17 protein-coding genes and 1 pseudogene are annotated in these 21,512 nt (G+C 52.3%); 9 read left to right on the forward strand and 9 right to left on the reverse strand.

What is annotated here, in order from left to right; translation table 11 throughout:
• Positions 1–3 precede the first annotated feature (3 nt).
• Together C0039_RS20060 and C0039_RS20065 are read right to left on the reverse strand one after the other, a co-directional pair.
• The gene (locus C0039_RS20060; protein WP_165787199.1) at positions 4–198 is read right to left on the reverse strand and encodes a hypothetical protein; all 195 of its coding nucleotides are present in this window, start codon (positions 196–198) and stop codon (positions 4–6) included.
• A 165-nt stretch (positions 199–363) separates the two neighbouring features.
• Complete coding sequence (locus C0039_RS20065; protein ID WP_101519123.1) at positions 364–966, reverse strand: TetR/AcrR family transcriptional regulator; 603 nt, start codon at positions 964–966, stop codon at positions 364–366.
• A 261-nt stretch (positions 967–1,227) separates the two neighbouring features.
• Here C0039_RS20065 and C0039_RS20070 point away from each other — a divergent pair, with 261 nt between their 5' ends.
• From C0039_RS20070 to C0039_RS20085, 4 genes are all read left to right on the forward strand, one after another.
• Positions 1,228–2,901 carry an FAD-dependent oxidoreductase gene (locus C0039_RS20070; RefSeq protein ID WP_165787200.1) on the forward strand — a complete coding sequence of 558 codons (1,674 nt, stop codon included), beginning with the start codon at positions 1,228–1,230 and terminating at the stop codon, positions 2,899–2,901.
• Positions 2,902–3,006: 105 nt separating this feature from the next.
• Positions 3,007–3,453 carry a VOC family protein gene (locus C0039_RS20075; RefSeq protein ID WP_076001346.1) on the forward strand — a complete coding sequence of 149 codons (447 nt, stop codon included), beginning with the start codon at positions 3,007–3,009 and terminating at the stop codon, positions 3,451–3,453.
• Positions 3,454–3,676: 223 nt separating this feature from the next.
• Positions 3,677–4,066, forward strand: a complete 390-nt coding sequence (locus tag C0039_RS20080; protein WP_101519125.1) for a limonene-1,2-epoxide hydrolase family protein — start codon at positions 3,677–3,679, stop codon at positions 4,064–4,066.
• Positions 4,063–4,554 carry a LabA-like NYN domain-containing protein gene (locus tag C0039_RS20085; RefSeq protein ID WP_232334803.1) on the forward strand — a complete coding sequence of 164 codons (492 nt, stop codon included), beginning with the start codon at positions 4,063–4,065 and terminating at the stop codon, positions 4,552–4,554. Before C0039_RS20080 ends, C0039_RS20085 begins: the two co-directional genes overlap by 4 nt.
• A gap of 101 nt (positions 4,555–4,655) precedes the next feature.
• Here C0039_RS20085 and C0039_RS20090 read toward each other — a convergent pair whose 3' ends face one another.
• Both C0039_RS20090 and C0039_RS20095 read right to left on the reverse strand, forming a co-directional pair.
• On the reverse strand, positions 4,656–6,311 hold the full coding sequence (locus tag C0039_RS20090) for an arylsulfatase B (protein ID WP_243391678.1): 1,656 nt from the start codon (positions 6,309–6,311) through the stop codon (positions 4,656–4,658).
• 512 nt (positions 6,312–6,823) lie between these two features.
• Positions 6,824–8,005, reverse strand: coding sequence for a tyrosine-type recombinase/integrase (locus C0039_RS20095; RefSeq protein WP_084179845.1), 1,182 nt, complete (start codon positions 8,003–8,005; stop codon positions 6,824–6,826).
• Between the two features lie 144 nt (positions 8,006–8,149).
• Between C0039_RS20095 and C0039_RS20100 the strand changes: the two genes are divergently transcribed.
• Positions 8,150–11,194 (forward strand): Tn3 family transposase, encoded by a 3,045-nt coding sequence (locus tag C0039_RS20100; RefSeq protein WP_101519126.1) that lies wholly within the window; start codon positions 8,150–8,152, stop codon positions 11,192–11,194.
• 808 nt (positions 11,195–12,002) lie between these two features.
• Here the strand turns inward: C0039_RS20100 and C0039_RS20105 are convergent.
• A complete protein-coding gene (locus C0039_RS20105; protein WP_076001341.1) occupies positions 12,003–13,283 on the reverse strand; it encodes a phytanoyl-CoA dioxygenase family protein in 1,281 nt (426 codons plus the stop codon).
• Between the two features lie 56 nt (positions 13,284–13,339).
• Between C0039_RS20105 and C0039_RS20110 the strand changes: the two genes are divergently transcribed.
• The 3 genes from C0039_RS20110 (at position 13,340) to C0039_RS20120 (ending at position 15,282) form a co-directional block, all read left to right on the forward strand.
• Positions 13,340–14,239, forward strand: coding sequence for a helix-turn-helix domain-containing protein (locus C0039_RS20110; protein ID WP_076001342.1), 900 nt, complete (start codon positions 13,340–13,342; stop codon positions 14,237–14,239).
• A 366-nt stretch (positions 14,240–14,605) separates the two neighbouring features.
• Positions 14,606–14,896, forward strand: a complete 291-nt coding sequence (locus C0039_RS20115; protein ID WP_076001343.1) for a nucleotidyltransferase family protein — start codon at positions 14,606–14,608, stop codon at positions 14,894–14,896.
• Positions 14,893–15,282 carry a HepT-like ribonuclease domain-containing protein gene (locus C0039_RS20120; protein ID WP_076001344.1) on the forward strand — a complete coding sequence of 130 codons (390 nt, stop codon included), beginning with the start codon at positions 14,893–14,895 and terminating at the stop codon, positions 15,280–15,282. Before C0039_RS20115 ends, C0039_RS20120 begins: the two co-directional genes overlap by 4 nt.
• Positions 15,283–15,302: 20 nt before the next feature.
• On the opposite strand, the gene C0039_RS20125 is transcribed toward C0039_RS20120, so the two are convergent.
• Positions 15,303–18,212, reverse strand: coding sequence for a Tn3 family transposase (locus C0039_RS20125; protein ID WP_101519127.1), 2,910 nt, complete (start codon positions 18,210–18,212; stop codon positions 15,303–15,305).
• A gap of 181 nt (positions 18,213–18,393) precedes the next feature.
• On the opposite strand from C0039_RS20125, the pseudogene C0039_RS20130 reads away from it, so the two are divergent.
• A pseudogene (locus C0039_RS20130) lies at positions 18,394–18,684 on the forward strand (IS3 family transposase); the annotation flags it as partial.
• 807 nt (positions 18,685–19,491) lie between these two features.
• On the opposite strand, the gene C0039_RS20135 reads toward C0039_RS20130, so the two are convergent.
• The 3 genes from C0039_RS20135 to C0039_RS20145 form a co-directional block, all read right to left on the reverse strand.
• Complete coding sequence (locus C0039_RS20135) at positions 19,492–19,917, reverse strand: universal stress protein (RefSeq protein WP_101519128.1); 426 nt, start codon at positions 19,915–19,917, stop codon at positions 19,492–19,494.
• A 108-nt stretch (positions 19,918–20,025) separates the two neighbouring features.
• Positions 20,026–20,502 (reverse strand): universal stress protein, encoded by a 477-nt coding sequence (locus C0039_RS20140; RefSeq protein ID WP_165787202.1) that lies wholly within the window; start codon positions 20,500–20,502, stop codon positions 20,026–20,028.
• 338 nt (positions 20,503–20,840) lie between these two features.
• Positions 20,841–21,509: a DUF2238 domain-containing protein gene (locus tag C0039_RS20145; protein ID WP_076001334.1), complete on the reverse strand. Its 669-nt coding sequence runs from the start codon at positions 21,507–21,509 to the stop codon at positions 20,841–20,843.
• Positions 21,510–21,512 lie beyond the last annotated feature (3 nt).

The following is a 21,512-nucleotide window of genomic DNA, read 5'->3' on the forward strand; positions in this document are numbered from 1 at the left end:
GGACTACGAAACACCAGCTGATAGATTTAATGCCTGTGTTGCGTCGACCGTTTGAATCCGCAGTATATATTCGGCAATATCGTTGAGCCTGCGCACCCCGGTCTGCTCAATACTCTGAGCAGATATGGCGGCGATTGAAATCGGCACATCCGTCAGGCTCTCCGAGCGCTTCTGTGCGGTTACAACCACTTCTTCCAATTGAGCCTGTGCCAGCGCCGGCAAGCCAGAAGGGTTGCGGCAACCAGAGGCCTCAGAGGTAAAGTATGAGTCATTGTCTATGGTTCCCCAGATTAGCGTTGAGTCCAATTAAAAGTAACTTAGCGCGATTCACCTTAGCAGCCAGATACCGGCCAGGGTTTCTGGCTAGTTTGTGACTCTCAGGAATCCACCGGTAATCTGCGGCGTCAGCCAGCGCCTCAGGTCGGCTTCAGTTGAGATCCTGGGGCTGGGGTGGACGAGAAGTGTATGGTTCGTTCTATGTATCCATTCTGCGATGTCTTCCGGTGTCAAACCCGGGGCCAGTTGGTTGTGTTCTTTTGCCAGTTCATACAGCGGACGAAAAAAAGCGACCATGGTTTCCAGCCCGCGGTCACTGAGTGCTACCTCAAGCCCCTCAGATATACCGCCGATCTGTTTATAGAGATCTACCTTCGCATCATTAATATACATGCGGTGAAAAAGCAGCAGTCCCTCCAACAGCCACTCTGAGAGTGACGACACTGTCCCCAGCTTTTCGTCTACGGCTTGCCATTGGCGATGGATATTGCGCAGCGCAGCCGCCTGAAATAACGTCTGTTTATCGCTGAATTGCCGATAAACGGTCATCCGCGATACGTCAGCCTCGGCGGCCACGTCGCCAAGCGTTGTTTTTTGCATGCCGATGATTCTGAAACACCGCTCCAGCGCATCGAGTATGCGCTCTTGTAGAGGCGATTCGGCGCTGTCCATTGCCTTCAAGGTGTTCATTCAGTTGTTTGTGTTTCGATGACTGCGACGACGCTACCTTAGCAGTGATATCAATCACCGTACTATATTATGTTACATATTTATCAATATGTAACATAATATAGTACGGTGTTCATAGCCAGCGCACTTCTGGTAGGAATATAAAAATACATGATCCGTTCCGGCGGAAAGTGAGTTTGCCGGTGCGTGCCGTCGCTGTAATCGCGGGGTGGCGTGCTTGAATCCTGCTGTCTCATGATAGTCGTCTCTCGAGGTAGGAATATGAGTGAAGATGAAAAGCTGACAATAGACCGCCGTGAATTGCTAAGAGGTGGAGCCGTGTTGGCAGGTGGCGCCCTGCTGGGCAGCACAGAGGCCCACAGCGCATCCAGCCAGGCGGTGTGGGACCGTGAGTTTGATGTTGTGGTTATTGGCTCAGGCACCGGCCTGGTGGCTGCCCTGGTCGCCGCAAGAGCGGGCAAGCGTGTGCTGATCCTGGAAAAGCACAGCGCACCCGGCGGGAGTACAGTCGTCTCCGGAGGAATACCCTGGATTCCGAATAACAATGTCATGAAGAGAGAGGGACTCAATGACAGTGAAGAGCAGGCCTTGCAATATCTACGCAAGCTCGCCCAGGGGCAGGCCGAGGAGAAGTTGATTCAGGCGTTTGTCGCCCACGGGCCGGAGATGATCGACTACGTAGAGGCGCACACAACAATTACCTGGCGGGTTTCACAAATGCTGGGTGCAGTGGCCGACTATCACCCCGAGTGGCCCGGGTCCAATATCAGGGGGCGATCGCTGGAGCCTGTACAACCGGGTGTTTCCATGGCCGGCGGATTACTGATCTCGGCGCTGCTTGACGCGATCAGGGTAGCGGGTGGAGAACTGTTATTGGCAACACCCGCGCGAAAGCTGCTGTGGCAACAGACCGAGAGCGGCAGAAGGGTGGTGGGCGTGCTCGCCGAACACAATGGAGAACGGTTGAGAATTCGAGCCAGCCGGGGCGTGCTGATGGCGAGCGGTGGCTTTGAGCGAAATGAGGAGATGAAAAAGCACTTCCTGAGAGGGCCTTCGCCTTACACACTAGGAGCGGAAAGTAACTGCGGTGACGGTATCCTGATGGGCATGGATGCTGGCGCTGATCTGCGTAATATGAATGAAGTGTGGGGAATTACTGTCTACAAAGATGATGCTGAGGCCAACGGGGATCGTCGTGGTGGTATCTCACTGATGGGCCAGATTGACCGACGCAATCCTGGCTGCATTGCGGTCAATCGTTACGGCGAACGTTTTTGCAATGAGGCGGCTGACTACGACTCCACCTGGCGTAGCTATCATACGTGGGAAAACTGGGGGGAGCTTGGTTATCGCAACTTACCCGCGTTCCATATCTTCGATCACACCAGCCGTATGAAGTATGGCATTTTTGGGAGGCAGGCCAGCCAGGCACTGCCGACATGGGTGGTCCAGGCAGATACGCTGCAACAATTAGCCGGGAAACTGGGAATTGATGCTGATGGCCTGGTAAAGACGGTGGAGCTATTTAATCGCAATGCTCGATCCGGTTCGGACCCGCAATTCCATCGTGGCGAGAGTATTTACGATACCTATGGTAGTACCGATACCGAAAAGACACTTGCGCCGCTGATACAAGGGCCTTTTTATGGCGCAGAAATCAGCCCGGCTGATCTTGGCACCTGCGGCGGACTACGAGTTGATGAGCGTGCGCGAGTGATTGATGTGTTTGGCGGTGTGGTGCACGGTCTGTTTGCGTCAGGCAATACAGCTGGTGTCGGCTCGCCTGGAGCCAGTTATGGTGGAGGAGGGGGAACCATTGGGCCCGCGATGACATTTGCATATATAGCCGGTATGCAGCTTCTCGAAGAGACTGATGGAATGTCGCCCGGTGAACCGCATCCGCAATCCGCCCGCTACATTACTTCAAAAAAATAGTGTCCGACCCGCGAGACAGGAAATACAGCGGCCACCAATTCGCAACCCGAAAAAGGTCCAGGTCTTAGATCTTTAAACGAGTAGTCTAAATGCATGGGAGTAGTTATGGAACTGAGAGGAATTAATCGAGTAGTTATTGCCGTACATGACATCGAAAAGTCCAAGGAACTGTATTCAGAGCTTCTTGGCGCGACTTTTAATAATGCCAATTGGACAGGCGAGCCGTTCGGCATAGAGGTCGCGATTAGTTGGGATGCAGGAATAGAACTTTGCGCACCAATGCCTGGCCGGGAAACTAGTAGTGCTGTTTCGCCATTTCTTGAGGCAAACGGGGAGGGCGTTATGAGTGTGTTCATCGGCGTTAGCGACGCGAGCGCAGCGAAAGAAAGAGCGGCTTTGGCGGGTATAGAGGCTGTCCACTCACTTGATTACACCCAGGAAGAGATTGACAAGCATTTAGATGGGATGTTCAGGAAATACGAAGAACACAACTTGAATTCAGCTGGAAAATGCGGCTTCGCCATTACTCTTGCCCAGATTGATCCCAAGTAGTCGGGGTCTCCTGGGGCGGCAACGCGCCGTAACCCGGATATCAAAATATTTACATGCGCCTGAAAGAGATATCCCGCGCACCTGAATAATGAGATCGCTAAGCTGGGGCACTACACACTGTCGCTCAGGCGCTGCGGGCCACTAGTTCACAGTAGCTTGGGCGAACTCTTGTCCTGTCTGCTAGACTCACCGCCTTGATCCCAAATAAAAAGGAGCACTGACAATGAGCAACTCTGACGTTATCACCGCCTTCTGTGAGGCCTGGGCAGAGCGGGACCTGGACAAGATTATGGATTTCTTCACTGATGATGCGGTCTATCACAACATCCCCGTGGATCCCGCGAGTGTCGGCAAGGAAGAGATCCGGGCAGTGATAGAGTCGTTTACGGCGGCACCGCAGAGCATTGAGTTTAAGGTGCATCATCAAGCAGAGAGTTCCGACGGTGTTGTCATGAATGAGCGCACCGATGTTTTCAGGATTGGCGATGGCGCTATCCAGCTGCGGGTAATGGGCACCTTTGAACTGACCGATGGTAAGATCAGCGCCTGGCGCGACTATTTCGACATGCAGCAGTATATGAACCAACTGCCGCAGCAGGGCCAATCTTCTTGACCAGCACAGCCCACCTGGAAAAAGTGAGCATTTTTGTCGATGTGCAGAACATTTACTACACCTGCCGACAGGCCTATAAACGCAGTTTTGACTATAACAAGTTCTGGGCTCAAGCCACCGGGGACCGTGAGTTAGTGGGCGCCTGGGCCTACGCCACACACCGTGGCGATGAGAAGCAGATGCAGTTCCAGAACATCCTCCGGGCCATCGGCTTTGAAGTAAAACTGAAACCGGTACTTAATCGCAAAGACGGTACCACCAAGGCTGACTGGGATGTGGGCATTGCCCTTGACGCCTACGAAGCGGCACAGGAGTGCGACACCCTCATCCTGCTATCCGGTGACGGCGATTTTGGGTTTCTGATGCACCGAATCAATCAACGCTTTGGTACCAAAGGGGAGGTGTATGGCGTACCAGGTTTGACCTCGCCGCTACTTATCGAACAAGCCACCACATTTTTCCCGATTGAGGAATCACTGCTGCTGTAGCAGACACCTATGCCGATCTCAGTCACGCGACTGATCACGCATCGTGATTCAAGCAGTGCTTGAACTTCCCCGCTGTGCGCCCAGCCTTGTGGCGACTTGGATCAATATTTTGGAATTCGCCCCGTAATAGGGCACTGCGGTTGCACTGCCAGTGTTTCACGCATTGTGCCCCTGGGTGGCGGGCAGTCGTAGAGTATGCGACCACGTTCACCATGCAGAAAATCCATCCCTCGCAGTGACGTTTCCGACGGCGGAGCTCCTGTGGTGGCCTCTCCCTGCAACTCGGACAAGGGAATAGGGTAGCTTGCCCAGTCCAGGGGAGCCCTCCATCCGGGTGGCGGTGAGATATGGCCGCGTACTCCGTTGATGGGGTGGAGTGCACGCCACTGTTGTATCTGCCTGCTCAGCTGCGCAACCTTCTCGGGATACTCGTCGGCGAGGTTGTCGTACTCGTTTGGATCCTCACTGATCCGGAAAAGGTAGTTGGTCACCTCTATGGAGAGTTGCCCCTGTTCGATCTCCTGAACCAGCTTCCACTCGTCGTTGAAGGCGGTCAGATTGAAATGGCCATATACGGGAATCTCCGAGGCAAAGTACAGATAGTCTTCGCGGGGTTGCTTTTTGCCCTCACTGATAGCCGGCCACATGGAGCGACCATCCAGGGGACGGCGATTTTTCGCCTCGATACCGGCTGCCTCCGCCAGGGTAGGGAAGACATCCATCACTGACATGATCTGTTCCAGTTTACTGTTGGCCGAAATACGTTCAGGCCAGCGCAGCAGTGAAATGGCGCGAATGCCGCCCTCGAAAGTTTCGGCCTTGCCGCCGCGCAGGGGGGCATTGTCAGCGCCCCCGATAGAGTAGGACGCGCCGCCGTTGTCGCTCATAAACAGCACGATGGTATTGTCATTCAGGCCCTCGTTTTCCAGTGTGTCCAGCACCTGGCCGATCGCCTGGTCCATGGCGTCAACCACGGCCGCGTACATCGGCCGGGCACTGGGCTCGCCGCGCCGCTTGGCCATCGCACGGGTTTGGTCCGTTGTTCCCGCCCGGGCAGGTGCGAGATCCGTATTGATATCCTTGTACTTTTCCTGGAGTTCCTTTGGTGCGTCCAGAGGGGTATGCGGCGCTAGAAAAGGCATGTAAACAAAGAACGGCCTGGTCTTGTCACGCTCGCGGATATAACGGGACACCTCGTTCGCCAACAGGAAGGTTTCATACCCTTCGTCGTTAATGGAGATGCCATTGCGCTGGAAATCCATGCCACCCTGGTTGGAGAAGGGTGGGTAGAAACCTACTTCGGTATGCAGGTGGCCGTAGAAATGCTCAAAACCTCGCTCGTTGGGGTGATATGTCTGCTGGGCGTGGCCGAGATGCCACTTGCCCACCATGGCTGTCTGGTAGCCTGCCGCCTTGAAGGTCTGGGGCATAAAGTGCTCGTCCGGGTGCACGCCATTGGTATCCCAGGGCATGATCACACCGTAGGCAACGCCGAGTCGCATCGGGTCGCGGCCAGTCATCAATGCAGCCCGTGTTGGAGAGCAGATCGGGGTAGTGTAGAAACGGTCCAGTTGTATACCCTCGTGGGCAAGCCGATCCAGGGAGGGGGTGTCGATATCGCCCCCATGGTAGCCAACATCGTTCCAGCCTAAATCATCAGCCACCATTACGATGACGTTGGGCCGTTCGCCAGCCTGCAGTGATGATGAGGCAACCGCGAAACCAATCAGCAGTGCACACAGTATTGCCTTATCCACAGATTAACTCCTTCTAATTTCTTGCCAGAAAACAATGCTGGATTTGTCGATAACTATTTGCCGGGGCATGACCCAGTAGCGGAAGGAGGGCAAAAACACTCCCTTTGATTCGAATAATACATCATCCCCGAAATACAGCTCTACGCCTGTGGATATCTAGGTGCCCAAATACTCTATTTAACATAATATATATTATGCGCACATGTGTATAAGTATGGCGGAGGGCCTATATCTGCCCTGAAACTGCTATTACAGGCCCTGATGCCCACACCATCGCTGTTTTAGTGGCCTTCGGCATGACATTCTCAACGTATTCCTCGATCACCATCATGGCTGCGACGATTGGCGCTATGCCCATCGGTCTTTTCGATTGAGGCGTTTTAAAGAACGCCAGGTAACAATCGTCGCCACTGGTGATGATGCCGACTTTCGGCTTTCAGAAAATAAGCGGGTGCAAATTACCGTTCGTGCAGCCTAAGTCATTGAAATTGCTCACAATCATTCCTGATTTTTCAACCTGACACGATTTTCTTCTTTTTGGCCGATTTGTGCCGTTCCTTGAGCTCAATATCAATGTATTTGTCTGTAATGGCACCAGAGCTGTGACCAGCATCATCTCTGACATGCTCTCGGGGCCGGATTTTCACGTCGTCCGAGATCCCCGTATGGCGCAGCCAGTGCACTGTGGCATCCATCATTGATTCTGCCGCTTCAGATTGACCCTGTCGCGCTAAATTCTGAATGGCGTTATCAAAGCACTCCTGAATGATCGCTCGGATATGCGTCGCATTGCTCATCGGGCCCTTACCCCGATGAACGGGCAGTAGCGGCGAGTCATCTGCCGGAGATGGTAAGGCTGAAAGCCCCTGAAACTTTCTCCAGCGTTTTAAGGCCGCGAGCATGGCATCGCTGACGGCAATTTGGCGTTCTTTATTACCTTTGCCCACCGTGGTGAACCACCACAGGCCGTCTTGGTCCTGGTGGAAATCATTCATGGTCGGTACCCACCGCTCGCTTGCTGCCAGCTCGGAAATGCGCAAATACATGCTGTATAACATCGACAACATAAACAATGTCCGCTCATGCGATTCTGGCCTCTCGGCGGCCATCTGTTCAGCGGTATCAACGACCATTTGCCATTGTGTTGGGCTCAAGCGACGCACTTTAGTGTGGCCTTGACGAGACTGAACAAACTTACTTTTTTGCCGGATGAGCGCCACGGGATTGGTATACGTGTATTCTTCCAGCAGTAAATATTGGTAGAAGCTGCTGCAGATCGCCATCAGTTGCTTAATGCTATTGTTCGAGGCGACATAGTCTTTCTTAGATGGGACCTGGCCCTGCTTGAAGGCGGACTTGGCCACTGTGGCGACAAAAGGTCGCCATTCAGGATTCGGTATGCGCTCTCCCTGCTTCTCAAGAAAACGCGGTGCTTTCTTTACACCGATCCACGCCGCCGGCGGCCGCTGACAAAACCGGATGAAGTCTTCGATATCATCCCGCTTCAACTCGTCCAGTGTCTTTAGTGCTATATGCCAACACCAGTGCAGGAGCCGCTCAATTTCGCGTCGGTAACTATTAAAGGTGGCGACGCTACCCGTATACTGCTGTAGAAATCCCCGCGCCATCTCATAATCTTTGACCTGTCCGGATGAAAGCCCCTCTGGCGCGTGACTGTCATCAATATGTTCCATGGCATCAAAGCATGCCAGCGGTGATCGCCTCATACTGGGTATTGTCATTGACGCCTCGTTCGGATATAGATACCGTAATAATAAAGATTATCACAGTATATATAGCTTGTCGCCTGAACCCGCTTTGTCACCGAGAGCCTTTGCATGAGCCAACTCCAGTTTCTATCAGCCGCCGAAAAACGTAAATTCGACTTACCCCCTGTCTTCACACACAAGCAACGCCCTGCCTACTTTACCGTGACCGATGAGATCCGGCGCACACTCAGTGCTTTGCGTTCGGACACGAACAAAGTCGGATTTCTCCTCCAACTCGGATATTTCAGGCACTCCGGTAGATTCTTTGAGAGACACACATTTCGATCTCGCGATATCAAGTATCTCACAAAGCAGTTCAATATCACCGAGCCTGTCGACCTGGCACAGTACTCACCATCGCGTATGGCGCAACACCAAATTCGTATTTGCGAACTCCTGGGCTGGACAGCCTTCGACGCCGACAGCGCAGCGTACATCGCCAGGCACGTGCAACTACAGGCCGAGCAGCAGATCAAACCGGAGCGCATATTCACTGCAGCTGTCGACTTTTGCTGGCAACAGCGTATCGAGATCCCAACACATCATCAACTGGCGAACCTGATCACCGACAGTTTTAACATTGTGGAATCTGCCTGGCTCGAACAGCTAGAAACTGGCCTTGAACCTGGTGACTGCGAGGCAGTGGATGTAATGCTCGAAGCGGCAGACGGGCTACCTGCCCTGCTGGGTGAGGCAAAGACGATCAGCCAATCTCGGCAGACCAAGGGGATCAAGAAAAACGTGAAGTCATGCCTCGCATTCGGACGTTACTTTGCGCAATTTGAATCGGCGTACACATTGCTGGATCTTCCGGAGAAGGCTACCGAGTACTATGCCACCTGGGTGAAAAAGGCGACACTGGCGCAGCTCAAGCAATTCCTCAATCGGTGGAAACGATACCTACATTTGCTGGCGTTTATCAAACATCAGTATAGTCTCCGTCAGGACGTGTTGATGGATACCCTGCTCAAAAGCACGCAGTCGGCCATCAATGCCGCTACCAATGCGGAGGACCGGAGCGACCTGGAACAACGGGCGGCCCAGAAAGAAGCCATTCGTATCGTTACCAAGGCCCGCAAGAGCGCACAGCATGTGCTTGATGAGATAACCGCCATCACACGTAATGAGAGTTTATCCGCATCCGAGAGGATAGCGAAGATCGAGCAGCTGCTGACGGACTACGAGGCATTGCAGAGTGATCAAGTACGAGAGACGCTGCAACAAAGTGAACTCTTTCTGGAACAGCAAACGGACACGGCAAAAACCTACGATGAACTCGAGAAAAGGTCCGTGAGCTTGCAACTTAAGGTGTCGCCGATTCTGAAAGCACTGGAATTCGATACGACCTCTTCAGACGCCAACATACTGGCTGCCGTGAAGTATTTCCAAGACACGGATGGCCTGCTGGGTAAGAGCGCCCCGCTAGACTTTCTTTCCCCCAAAGAGCAAGCCCTATTCCCCGAAGACGAGACGCTGCGGATCTCGCTGTACAAGATCCTGCTATTTAAATCCGTGGCTACGGCGGTAAAGGCTGGCAAGTTAAATTTGCGACACTCTTACCGGTACCGTGCCATTCAGGACTACCTGATACCCCTAGAACAGTGGTTGAGAGAGCGCGATTACTTGTTGTCCATGGCCGGCCTGACGAAGTTTGCAGACGGCCCTACGGTGCTGGCAGAGTTGAAGGAAACACTCGATGCCAAATATCGGTGGGTCAATGACCGCATTCGATCCGGTGAAAACGAGCATCTTCGCTTCGACAAGAAAGGCACTGCCAAGGTACGTACCCCAGAGACCGCTTTCAGTGAGGACGGTTTCGTGGGTCAAACACTCGTGGACAATGGGATTGTATCGGTGTTGCAGGTGTTACGAGAAATCAGTCAAATTTGTAACTTCATTGCCTGCTTTAAACATCTGAGCCCCAAACACCATAAACTAAAACCCAATGACGACACGGTGCTCGCTGGCATCTTGGGTAAAGGCTGCAACATCGGCGTCCACAAACTGTCGCAAATTTCCCAGGGGATCAACCAGAGCACGCTGAAAAGCACCGTGAACTGGTGTTTCGGCCTGAAGAATATCCAGGCAGCTAACACACAATTGCTACAGGTAATGGACAAATTACCCCTGTCCAACGCATTCCAGCACGAGCCCGGGCAACTGCACACCAGCAGTGATGGCCGCAAGGTCAATGTGGCCGTTGACTGTCTGCACGCCAACCATTCATTCAAGTACTTCGGAAAGGATAAGGGGGTCACGCTGTATACGTTCATAGACGAGCGGCATGCCCTGTTCCATTCCACGGTTATCAGTGCATCGGAGCGCGAAGCGGCCTATGTGATCGACGGGCTCATGCAAAATGAGGTGATCAAGAGCGATATTCACTCGACCGATACCCACGGCTATACCGAGTGTATCTTCGCGGCCACGCACCTGATCGATACGGCGTTTGCCCCGCGACTAAAGAAAGTAGGCAAGCAAACGCTGTCCAGCTTTTCCAGTAAGGGCGTGCATCAACGCCGGGGCGATGTCATTCTGCCTGGTCACACGGTCAATAGAAAGCTCATACTGTCCCACTGGGATGATATTTTGCGCTTCATGGCCACCATCAAGCTGCGGTACAGCAGTGCCTCGCAGCTGTTCAAACGACTGAGTTCTTACGCGAATGACCATCCTTTATACAAAGCGCTCAAGGATTTTGGCCGCGTGATTAAAACCCGCTTTATACTGACCTACTTCGACAATTTGGAACTTCGCCAACGCATCGAGAAACAACTCAACAAAATTGAACTCGCAAACCGCTTCTCGAAAGCGGTATTCTTCGATAACAATCAGGAATTCCAGGATGGCAGCCTCGAGAACCAAGAGATCGCCACCGCTTGCAAGGTGCTCATCCAGAATGCCATTGTCTTGTGGAACGCCCTATATCTGTCACAGGAATTACTGAATACGAAAGACAGAGACGAGCATGACGAGATGCTGGCCGCCATAAAAAGTGGATCGTTGATCACCTGGCGACACGTCAATATGCAGGGCGAATATGACTTCAGGCGAATTGCAGCCAATAGTCCCGTCTTCGATTTGGGGAAAATTCTGGCTCTCCAGGTGGCTTGACTTTGAAAGTGGAAAACTTCGGCCTGAATTCCAGTGTTTTCAACAGCTTAAGCCACATGAACGGTAATTTGCGCCCGCTTATTTTCTGGAAGCCCTTCTCAGACAAATCATAAGTCAAATATATAGAACAGGAACCGCCCGCCTCCTACAGCTTAAGACTAGAGTGATGCCTGGGAATATAGAAATTGCCCTCTTCTGTCATCCGATCAGAACAATTGTCGGCGAAGGAATGAAGAGAAAATACTACTAGAAATATGCGTGTTTGTTTCAGCATCTTGGCACGCAGATCCACAGCAGGAAAGCGCTTAGCAATAGCCCGGCAGCAAAGGTGATTATCACTTCCATACTTTAATAATCCGCCCTTCCTCAGGATTGCGGCTAACGCAAGGACGTTTCGTCCTATAGCGGACAGATTATCTACAGTGTCGCGGGCACAAACTCAGCACCAATTCCTATCTGAATTGATTTCTGAACAAATCACTTTGCTATGCTTCGGATCGGCAGCAAACCGCAACATTTCATGTAACTGTGCATGCAGAGAAATTAATAAAGTAAGACAAATTAACTCTAGATTCCGCTTGTAATGCTGGAATCGTGCATTACAAATCCATATTTTTTAATTCCACTATGGATGACATTTTAAATTGGGATTCAATCCAATTTGAAAACAAATTGGATTGAATCCGGGTGTAAACGTGCATCTCTCCCGCATTGGATGCTTACATTTATCCGTATCTATGTTTCAGGATTATAAATTTATCAATGCATCTAAATTTTCTGGTAGAAATTTTACTATCCGTGACCATCCTTAACTAATACCATGCGTTGTTTGCTCTTTGGCGACTTGATCGAGACTTGGAATATCCCCGGTACCATATCCTGGAAGAACTTGCTCAAAGCTTTGGAATCGTCCCAGGAGCTGCAGGGTTTCCGGGGCGTAAAATGGCAAGTAAAGCGTACGCCGTTGGTTGGGGCCAGTTGGTGGCGGGCCCGCATGCATCAAACAAGAGTAATGGACGGTCACGTCGCCAGGTGATGTATCTAAGGGGACCGCACGCGGGTGGTCAGTCCCCATCAGCGCCGTATTGTGGACAGAGCGGCCATGAGTGCCTGCGAGCGCCCACAACTGAGAGCTTTGTGATCCCGCCGCATCTAGATGAATTCCGATATTGATGGAGGGACACATGATATTACAGCCCCCGAGACCACAGTCAGCGTGCCAGCCGAGATTGCCTGCGATACTCGGCGCCAGTTTCGCTCCCTCACCGAAGGGCTTCAGCACCGTCATAGCGCCCTGCCCGCGGTCATGTAGAGGGACAAGATTTCTCTTCGAAAGGGCAACAATATCTCGAACAGTAGCGTCATCATCCATTAGAGACCTGATAAGAGACGAACGCTCTGAAATAAACATAAGCCTGTACGGAAACCGTTGCTCTGTGTCCAGGTTCTGAGTCCACCATGAGAATATCTCCCCTTCGCTAGACTCCGAACGAATCCGATCTATTTCAATTGCTATTTCCTCGTAACGATGAGCCATAGCTCCTCGGATTACCAAATAGCCTGCCGTTCGAAGGAAGTGGGACATCTCCTCAGGTTCATCTCCATAATGGAAGGCCTTTTTCAGGTCCAGAGGTATACCGTCCATGGACAGAAGAGGTAGTGATGGATCAAAGATTTCCCGCCCAGAGTACATACACTGAATGGCAGGAGCCCAGGTGCGCCAATCGTCGATACTCCCACGTAGAAAGCTCACGGCTTGTGACAGGATCAATGATGACGTCGTCCGCAACTCATGAACGTAGTTTTGCCATGCGCGCTCTTGAATCTCAATCACACACTGTGCATCCGCATGTATCCCCTGTGTAATTTTGACCCACCCCCGAACCAGCGCATAACTATAAGCGCGCCCATCAGGGAGAGTAATTGAGAAAGGAGGTACACCCTCCAAATCCCAAGCCACTTTGTCATTGACCCCGGATTTCAGTCGAGCTGGGAGTTCTACTCGATGAAATTCATCAAAATCCCAAGCCTTTAAACCCCACCCACTAAGGTCCCCAACATTCATATCTCTTTTAACTTCACCAAACATTTGACACCCCTTCTTAATTATCCTATTATTAGGATTTACATTCCAACAATATAGATATGAGTCTAGCGCCTTCGCCACCTACGTCAAGGGTCATTGCAATACTAGAGACTCTAGCAACGACACCCGAGGGATTAAGCGCAGTGGAAATAGCGAGGCGGCTAAATCTAAGCACCTCAACGCTTTCCCTCATCCTGATGACTTTGCGAGAGCAAAATTATGTTGAGCGGCTTGACGACCGGTCATACCGATTAGGATTCGGAGTACTGCGCCTGCTAAACGGTGTTGCTCGAAGCTTTCCTCTTCTCGGTATTGCGAACGATGAGCTAAACCGCCTTCACGCGAAGTTTGGTTTTGGATGCACGCTGGCTCGAATAAATGCTGATCGCCAAGAAGTAATATTGGCAGTGGGCTCGACGCAGAGTTTTGGAATTGCTCCAGGCGTAAGCGTCCCTCTCCAGCCTCCTCATGGCACAATCGCGATGGCCTGGCGCTCTAATGAAGATATAGAGAGATGGTTAAACAGTGCCTGGTGGCATGACCCAAACCTGCGAGGCAAACACCAGAAAAAAGTTATGTTCGATATTCGCAAAATAGGCCTAGCCGTGCACGGGATACAAAACAATGTCAATGAGACAATTAATCAGCTGCGCGAGCTATTGACCTCTGTGCAAGCAGAAAATCCCAAAGACATTCTTCGCACGAAGCTTGATCAACTCGCAGACATTGTAGGAACAAGAATTTATTCTGCTGACGAACTCTCGACAAGAGAGTGCCTCGGTGTGAGCCATATCATTGCACCGGTTTTTGGGCCTGAAAAACAACCTCGGTACCTCATTTCATTGCATGTCATGCAAGACGAAGTATCGGCAGACGATCTTCAGCAATATTACGAAGAGCTTCTTGCGTCAACAAAAGTGCTCTCCAAACAGATCGGTGGAAGTCTTCCGGTTTCGTAGCTTAACACCCACGTCACCTAAGGGGACGTATTCCACCAGTAACTATTCGATTCAGAAGTTGAATCGTGGTCATGGCAGCTGCAGGAGATTATGCTAGAGGTGGTGGTTAATTAGGCTGGGACGTGCAAAACGTGCTGAAAGTGCCGTTAAGGAATTCCTTTAAAATCAAACACATAAGACATTGGATCTCTACCTTTTCTATGCCTGACAGTGCGTTGCTGCTTATAGTTAATGTAGTTTATAGTTTAGCGCTGGCAGGCCCTTCTCACAGTACCTTGATCGGCCGGCCAAGCATTGATTTGTGTACCTTGATCGAGCACCTTCTATACAGTACCGTTCCCAAGAGTATTACATCGAGAGATCGTCATGAGACCTTCCGAAGCCATGCAGACCAATCGCGACGTTATCAGGCAGGTGGTGGCAGCCCACCACGCCAGCAATGCGCGAGTATTCGGCTCTGCCGCGGCCGGTGAAGATACGGACAACAGTGATTTAGACCTGTTGATCGATCCCTCGCCTGACACCACGTTGCTAGATATTGGGGCCATACGTCATGAACTGAGCACGTTACTCGGTGTGCCGGTTGACGTCGTCACGCCCATGGCATTACCTGACACGTTTCGGGATGCCGTGCTGGCGGAAGCCGTGCCGGTATGAAGGAATCAGACACCGCGCGCCTGTTCGGTTATCTCACACATATTCTCCAGGCCATTGACCGGATTCAGGATTACACCGACGATCTCGACGAAGTTGCTTTTCTGCAGAATGCGATGGCGCAGGATGCGGTGATTCGCAATCTCGAGGTGATCGGAGAAGCCAGCCGTAATATCAGGCAACGATATCCAGCTTTTGCCGACGCCCACCCCGAACTGCCCCTAGCCTCGGCGTACGAGATGCGCAATGTGTTGGCTCACGGTTATTTTAAAGTGGATCTGGCCATAGTCTGGCAAACCCTCGAAAAGGATCTACCCGAATTGCAGGCACAGACACGGGCAGTCATCGAAACTGAGAGACTGGAAGCAGAATCCGATTCCCCCGATTGATGAGTGGTGGCTACCCTCCCCTATCTCAGTTTTCTCACCTTCTTGGATAGCAAACGATCCTGATATTGATGCACCGGGAAATCCAGCTTGCCGCGAAAGTTAACACCTTCGGAACGGGCGGGCCCGATATGGCGCAGGAGCTCCGGATCTACTCGACGCCCCTCTTCCCCCTTCCACCGATCGATGACCTGCTGCATGTGGAGGGTCATCCAGGCAATGGTGATATTACTCAGCAAAGTGAGGGACCCGGAAATGGCGATCAATTCCTCCGGTCGCCTGCCGCGGTGCGCGGGGATGTTGCCCGCATGGATGGCGCGCAACAGCCGGTGAGTTGATTCGCCGCGATCGAGAATACGCAGCAACTCGCGCCGGAAGTCATCGATGCCCACAAAGTCACAGAGAAACAGCGTGTGGAATAACTGCCCCATGGCCGTACCACACTTGTGGATAGGGTCCGCCCGGGAATCCGAGCCGAAACGCTCCAGTGCCAGCACGGCCGATAACGTACCAGCATCCACTGAGGCCATCAATCGGACAAAGCCGTCCCAGCCCGCGCGGATATTCACCATGGAGACATCCCGGCTAACGACGGGCTCAAGGACATCTGGAACCCGGGTTCCCCGGGGCACATGCAATTGTCGTTTGATGCCCCTCAGCCTTGGGCACAGGTCAAATCCCAGCCCCTTGGAAAATCCCATGCCAAAGAACGTAAAGCCATGAGTATCCACAGCAACCCGTTCCAGGGCCTCGCTTGATCGCTGGCGCAACATACCTTCAATGGCAGCACCTGACTGGCGCCGCATCAGTACGATGGGCTGATCATAGATGAGCGGCCATTGATCAAGCTTGTGGGTGTAGATGCCGATGCCTTTGCGTCCACGTCGATAATCCTGCCTGGCACTGAAGAGGTGACGCGTGGCATCCAGGCTCATGGAATCGGCGGAGGCGATCGTTCCCTCCCCCCAGGTTCGGGTAATGGGATGACGCTGCGTGAAGTTCACACAGCTGTCGTTGGCCAGCCGTAAGGCGGCGCTGTTCTCCAAGAGCGCCATCGCATCCGAAATAGCCGTCGCCTTGATCTTGGGAATCATCAGTGCCATACCTGTGGGCGTCATATCGGTACCGTGCGCCAGCAAGGCGCCGTATACTGACAGGAGTTCCTCCCACGACGTCGGCTCTCGTCCCAGTAGGGCGGAGCTAAACCGCGTATGGCTGTCGACCTCCATCATCAATTCCGGGAACTGTACGGTACCGATTTCCCCAAAGATAGCATCGCGTGTCGATTCCAAGTCCGCAATGGTAGGTTCTGCCTCCAGTGCTTCCAGTACCAGTTGGTTTTTTTCGATGTCAACCTGGTTGGAGAGCACAGCTTCAGCCACCTGCTCCAGTCCTTCATTGAGGCGCTTCCTGTAACGGGCGACATAGCGTTCTGGATCCTGGGGTAGATTCAGGTGAGCATAATAGCGTTTCTTACCCTGCCGCCATTGTTTAGAGGCAATCAGCAGCTGCTCCCGGTGGCGATAGGAAAGACTGTGGGGAACCCAGATCGCGCCATTACGAAGTGCTTTGCGCAGTTCAAACAGGATAGCAGTCTCGTAGCCCCGCAATGCCCTGGCACGGTCAGCCCCTTCAATTACGGCAGACCAGATAGGTGCAAACGTGCCGTCAATGGATAGAGGGAGATGGCGGACACGCTTGTCATAAAGTTCCCGTAAGTCCGCAAGGGCAGCGATCAGTGGATGTCCGCCGGGCCCTTCGAACTCAAGGATAAGCAGTGCCTTCAGAAGGCGCCTCACAGCACGGGCCGAATCTGTCATGTGGTACCGGACTTCGGCGGCCCGGTTAGTGAAGCATGGGATACTGGCATCCGGTTGGAGCTCTGCGATTGCCTGGCGGACTTCACCCAATGTGCGCCCTGGTGCCTGGGCATAGGCGTGCAGATCCTGAACCTTTTCCCGGAGTGATACACCGAGCTTTGCATGTGCTGTTTTAACCTGTTCGACGGTATCGCGCCGTAACTTGAGTATCTCGCGATCAACCAGGGAGATGAGCACATCCGTCTTTTGCAACAGGGTGACCCGGAGAAAGCAGACGGACTCCAACGTTCGTCGCGGCTCCCTGAGTGTCTGCCAGCGGGCTGGCCGCCGCCTTCGAATGCGTTGTGCCAGCTGTTTCTGGTGCTCCAGGCGCAGCATGTCGAGTGGATAGTCGTGAACCGCAAGCTCCTTCAGGTATTCGATATACGAAAGTTGTCGTCTCAATGTAGCCTGAGAAGGTTTACCGGGTTCACCCTGTAGCCATTCAAGGACAGTGCGGTCTTTCGAGCGCGTTGACCCCAGGGCGACCAGCCACTCCTGCCTTACCGGTTCCGGAACGACTTCCTCGACCGCAGCCAGAAGATCATGCACGGCTTGTTGAATTGCATTGCGAACGAGATCATTCAGCGTACGATCACCGGGGATGAGCAATTTGTGCTCGTAACACCAGCTCCGGGCGAAGGTGACAAGTTGGGGTCGGGTCAACGCCTTGTGGGATTCTTTCTTGATCAGACCAGTAAGAGATCGCCGTTGGCGTTCGGTCGAGTTCTGAAAACCCAGAATGTCAGTGGCCCAACGTTGATGTTCATACAACGTACGACGACGGCGATACAGTGCACGTAATGATGTCAGCGTCGGTACCGGTATTCCAAGTTCCTGCCCAAGATGGGCCAGCAGTGTGCGCGGCACCATATCAAAAGCATCAAGAGTCCGCCCACTCATTTTGATGAAACCTAGGTGCAGGGCGGCACCGAGCTGATTCAGGTGGCGTCGGCGAGATTTAATGGCCTGCTTCTCGACCTCAGAAAACGAGAAAAAGTAGCGGAGCTCAAACGGCGTTAATGTACGCGGCAGTGCCTGATGACCAAGGAATGCGGTCTGCCATGGCTGCATGCTCACCTCCCCGCCGAAGCGGCGCCAGAGTGGGCCAATCAGCCTATCGGACGGGCGAAAATATGCAAATTACCAGGATGTTATTGATTCAAAAGGAAAAATCGCGCTCTGCAAAACTTATCTCATTGAATTTGTTGAAGTTTCTTAGCGGCACTTTCTGCACGTTTTGCACGCCCTAGCCGTGCACTCGGATCATGGTAGCCAATATACGAGCCATGAATGGCAGGCATTCCGAAAAGCGCATTCTCTGGAAGGCAGTATGAGCCGACGTGGGAACTGCTTTGATAATGCGGTGGCGGAATCGTTCTTCAGCAGCCTGAAAAAGGAGCGGGTGCGCCGGAAAATCTATCCGACCCGAGAAGATGGTCGGGCCGACGTGTTTGATTACATCGAAGTGTTCTACAATCGCTCACGGCGTCACAGTCATATTGGTGACGTGAGCCCAGTAGCGTTTGAAAAAGCCTCGTTATGAGGGTAATCGGTGTCTACGAAACCGTGGGAAGTCCAGTTCAGCCTCACAGAAGCTAAATCTCTATGCGAACTGACCTCACCTGGCTATATGTTCGCGGCGTCAGGCACGTATTACGCACGCCTATTTTTACGAGCCGTACAGAGCCACTCAGTTGCGTTGCCTGAAATGAAGATCAGCCATGAGGCCTTATTATTAAAGACCCGGGATCGCACCCGGACTGGAATTAGCTGTTAACGCAACCGGTATCGACCTTTCTCTGAGCTTCGTACCGGAGCTCAGCTGTTAGCGCCGTTAAGCTTGTGATGCCATCCTCACGTAGTTTGGGACGAGCTCATTCTGGACCGCCGGCCTGGGACCGCACGGCGCTCCAGCGTGATTCGCTGCATGCTGGCTTATCCAGGCACTGCGTCGTGGACAGGCGAATAACTGCGTAATCGTCCTACGTTAAATAATTGTATTATGTTAAATACAACACTCTACGGACAAAATGCAATTATTTGCAGAGGCATCCTGACTGGCCTGACCGCACTGTTGTAACCCGCTCACATTCACCGATAGCCCTTACGGCCATGTCCGGCCAATAGCCCTGCCAGTGCAGTTCCGAGCGGATCAGCCCGGTTAACTAGAATGCATTTAACGCTACAGGTGCACGGAGAAACCCCAGGACAAACGCAGGCGGCACGCGCACAACAGACAGTTTCAGATAGGCTACAGAGATTCGCCCGGAAACGTGAGAAGGGCCTAACAGCTACGGCTCACCACCCTCCCCTCAATTAGCTGCCCTAACTGCGCTGTAGTGACCAGTCCTCACACTCTTATCGCGAGTACATCGCAAGGGGCGGTATTACATACACCATTGGCTGTTGAGCCGAGTATTTTCCCATGACCGTGGCGTCCGTGCGTTCCAAGGACGACCAAATCTGCATTTATTTGCTGTGCTTTGCGCCAAATCTCGGTAGTGGGCGTACCAAGGACAACATCGATACTGTCGGGGCTAATGTCGTGACCCTCCGCAAGCCTTTCTAACCAATGAAAAGCCTGGTCTATTGCTTTCGATTCTGCATTCAGCACTGAAGCCATATCAACGTAGAAACCCGTAAGCGGTCTTATAACATGGAAGATTGAAACGCTTGAGTCTTCCTGGGACATTACTTTTTGGACTGACTCAAGAACCTCGGCAGCTTCGTCGCGCGTGTCAAGGGCCACCAATATATTCCTATATGCCATTAACATCCCTCTCTTGCGGTGGGTGCCGAAGGCCCGAATATACTCAGTACTCCCCTCCCCTCAAGCAATGCACCCGATTGCGGATAACGTCAGTTCAGTCGGCGACTGATCACCTTACTTTGTCTCGGTCCGCACCTTGACCGCTAAAACATCACAAGGGGCACCGTGGAGAACGCCATTTGCGGTTGAGCCCAACAGGCGCCCGAGGCCATACCGCCCGTGCGTACCCAGGACGATTATTTCTGCGTTGATTTCTTCTGCTTTGCGCCGAATCTCGACCGCCGGGGTACCTAGCAGGATATCAATCGATTTGGGTTCAACCCCCTGGTTTTGCGCTAACTCCTTCAGCCACTGCGAGGCGTATTCTATTGCCTGCGATTCAATACCGCCCTGATCGGCCAACACTGAGAATATGTCAACGTAAAAGCCCGTTATCGGCTTTATGACATTCACAATTGAAAGTTGTGCGCCCTCGTCGGACATTAGACGCCTGGCGGAATCCAGGACCTCGCCTGCTTCATCGCTAATGTCGAGAGCCACTAGAATATTTGTATACGCCACGATCGAATCCCCCACTATGAATTTTGACAAGTCAGAATGACGCTTGCCCTTACGCTCCGTAGAACGCCAACAATCCTGCAACTGACTGAACAACCAAAAAAAGAAGCAATCGGCCCTAATCTGTAAGCTCGACTGTGTTTACACTTTTTAGATGCACAGTACACCGCAGTGATCATTGTAGCGTGGTAATGGCGTCCGGTCGTTGACACGCATCAACGCAGTTATATATGTTCCGCCCCGGTTGTAAGGCACAGGCTCCGAAAGCCATTGGGTTGGTAGTACATCCAGGGCGACCCTGCGGGCAATCAGTTGCCAATTAACGTATGAACGACATTTGGCTCGAGAAAATTCGCTTGCAGCAACCGCAGTCAGGATTCAAACCAGTCCGGGTTTCTATCAACGAATTTCTGGATCCACGAATCAATAAAGGAGCGCCGTTCATTTTTCATATACCACCACCCCATAACACTGATAATCGCAGCACCGACGGTATTCACTATCATGTCCCACATGGTGTCAGTCAGGCCTGAAGCATCGTTAAACATGGGCTTTTGCATCCGCGTACCAAAAAGGCTGTCCATCGAGAATTCAAATATCTCCCATATCGCACCAACAGCAACGGAAAACATAAAGGCAAAAAACGCGATGAAATGGGGCGTCATGGAGAAAGCAATCTTCTGACTGGCATTGAGAACATAAACCAGGAGAAAGCCGAGAATACCCATTAGCAGGCCCGACGTACTATGCAGAGCAATATCCCACCACCAGATTCTATCGTAGTAACTCTTTACTTCCCCCAGGAACAGAGCGCAGAAAACAAAACCCAGCGCTAGTACCTGAAACTCTGAGGGAATCTGCACGATAAGTCGGTCACTGAATACCGTAACCAGAGATATAAGCAGAGCGATGGCCATGATGAGAAATGCACTGAGCCATCGCTCATCGGCGACGACAAACACAAAATCTATTGCCATCAGAGTGACAACTATGAGTACCAGCCATCGTTTGACTCGTGTCGCTGCGTCCGGTTCGTACATAGG

The sequence above is a fragment of the Pseudohalioglobus lutimaris genome (assembly GCF_002866825.1).
GTDB classification, from domain to species: domain Bacteria; phylum Pseudomonadota; class Gammaproteobacteria; order Pseudomonadales; family Halieaceae; genus Halioglobus; species Halioglobus lutimaris.

What these genes read in the sequence shown, in the direction of transcription:
- C0039_RS20070 (WP_165787200.1), top strand. Translation starts at nt 1,228, where the DNA reads ATGAGTGAAGATGAAAAGCTGACAATAGACCGCCGTGAATTGCTAAGA.
- C0039_RS20110 (WP_076001342.1), top strand. Translation starts at nt 13,340, where the DNA reads ATGAGTCTAGCGCCTTCGCCACCTACGTCAAGGGTCATTGCAATACTA.
- C0039_RS20105 (WP_076001341.1), bottom strand. Translation starts at nt 13,283, where the DNA reads ATGTTTGGTGAAGTTAAAAGAGATATGAATGTTGGGGACCTTAGTGGG.
- C0039_RS20080 (WP_101519125.1), top strand. Translation starts at nt 3,677, where the DNA reads ATGAGCAACTCTGACGTTATCACCGCCTTCTGTGAGGCCTGGGCAGAG.
- C0039_RS20075 (WP_076001346.1), top strand. Translation starts at nt 3,007, where the DNA reads ATGGAACTGAGAGGAATTAATCGAGTAGTTATTGCCGTACATGACATC.
- C0039_RS20095 (WP_084179845.1), bottom strand. Translation starts at nt 8,005, where the DNA reads ATGGAACATATTGATGACAGTCACGCGCCAGAGGGGCTTTCATCCGGA.
- C0039_RS20065 (WP_101519123.1), bottom strand. Translation starts at nt 966, where the DNA reads ATGAACACCTTGAAGGCAATGGACAGCGCCGAATCGCCTCTACAAGAG.
- C0039_RS20145 (WP_076001334.1), bottom strand. Translation starts at nt 21,509, where the DNA reads ATGTACGAACCGGACGCAGCGACACGAGTCAAACGATGGCTGGTACTC.
- C0039_RS20120 (WP_076001344.1), top strand. Translation starts at nt 14,893, where the DNA reads ATGAAGGAATCAGACACCGCGCGCCTGTTCGGTTATCTCACACATATT.
- C0039_RS20115 (WP_076001343.1), top strand. Translation starts at nt 14,606, where the DNA reads ATGAGACCTTCCGAAGCCATGCAGACCAATCGCGACGTTATCAGGCAG.
- C0039_RS20100 (WP_101519126.1), top strand. Translation starts at nt 8,150, where the DNA reads ATGAGCCAACTCCAGTTTCTATCAGCCGCCGAAAAACGTAAATTCGAC.
- C0039_RS20135 (WP_101519128.1), bottom strand. Translation starts at nt 19,917, where the DNA reads ATGTTAATGGCATATAGGAATATATTGGTGGCCCTTGACACGCGCGAC.
- C0039_RS20125 (WP_101519127.1), bottom strand. Translation starts at nt 18,212, where the DNA reads ATGCAGCCATGGCAGACCGCATTCCTTGGTCATCAGGCACTGCCGCGT.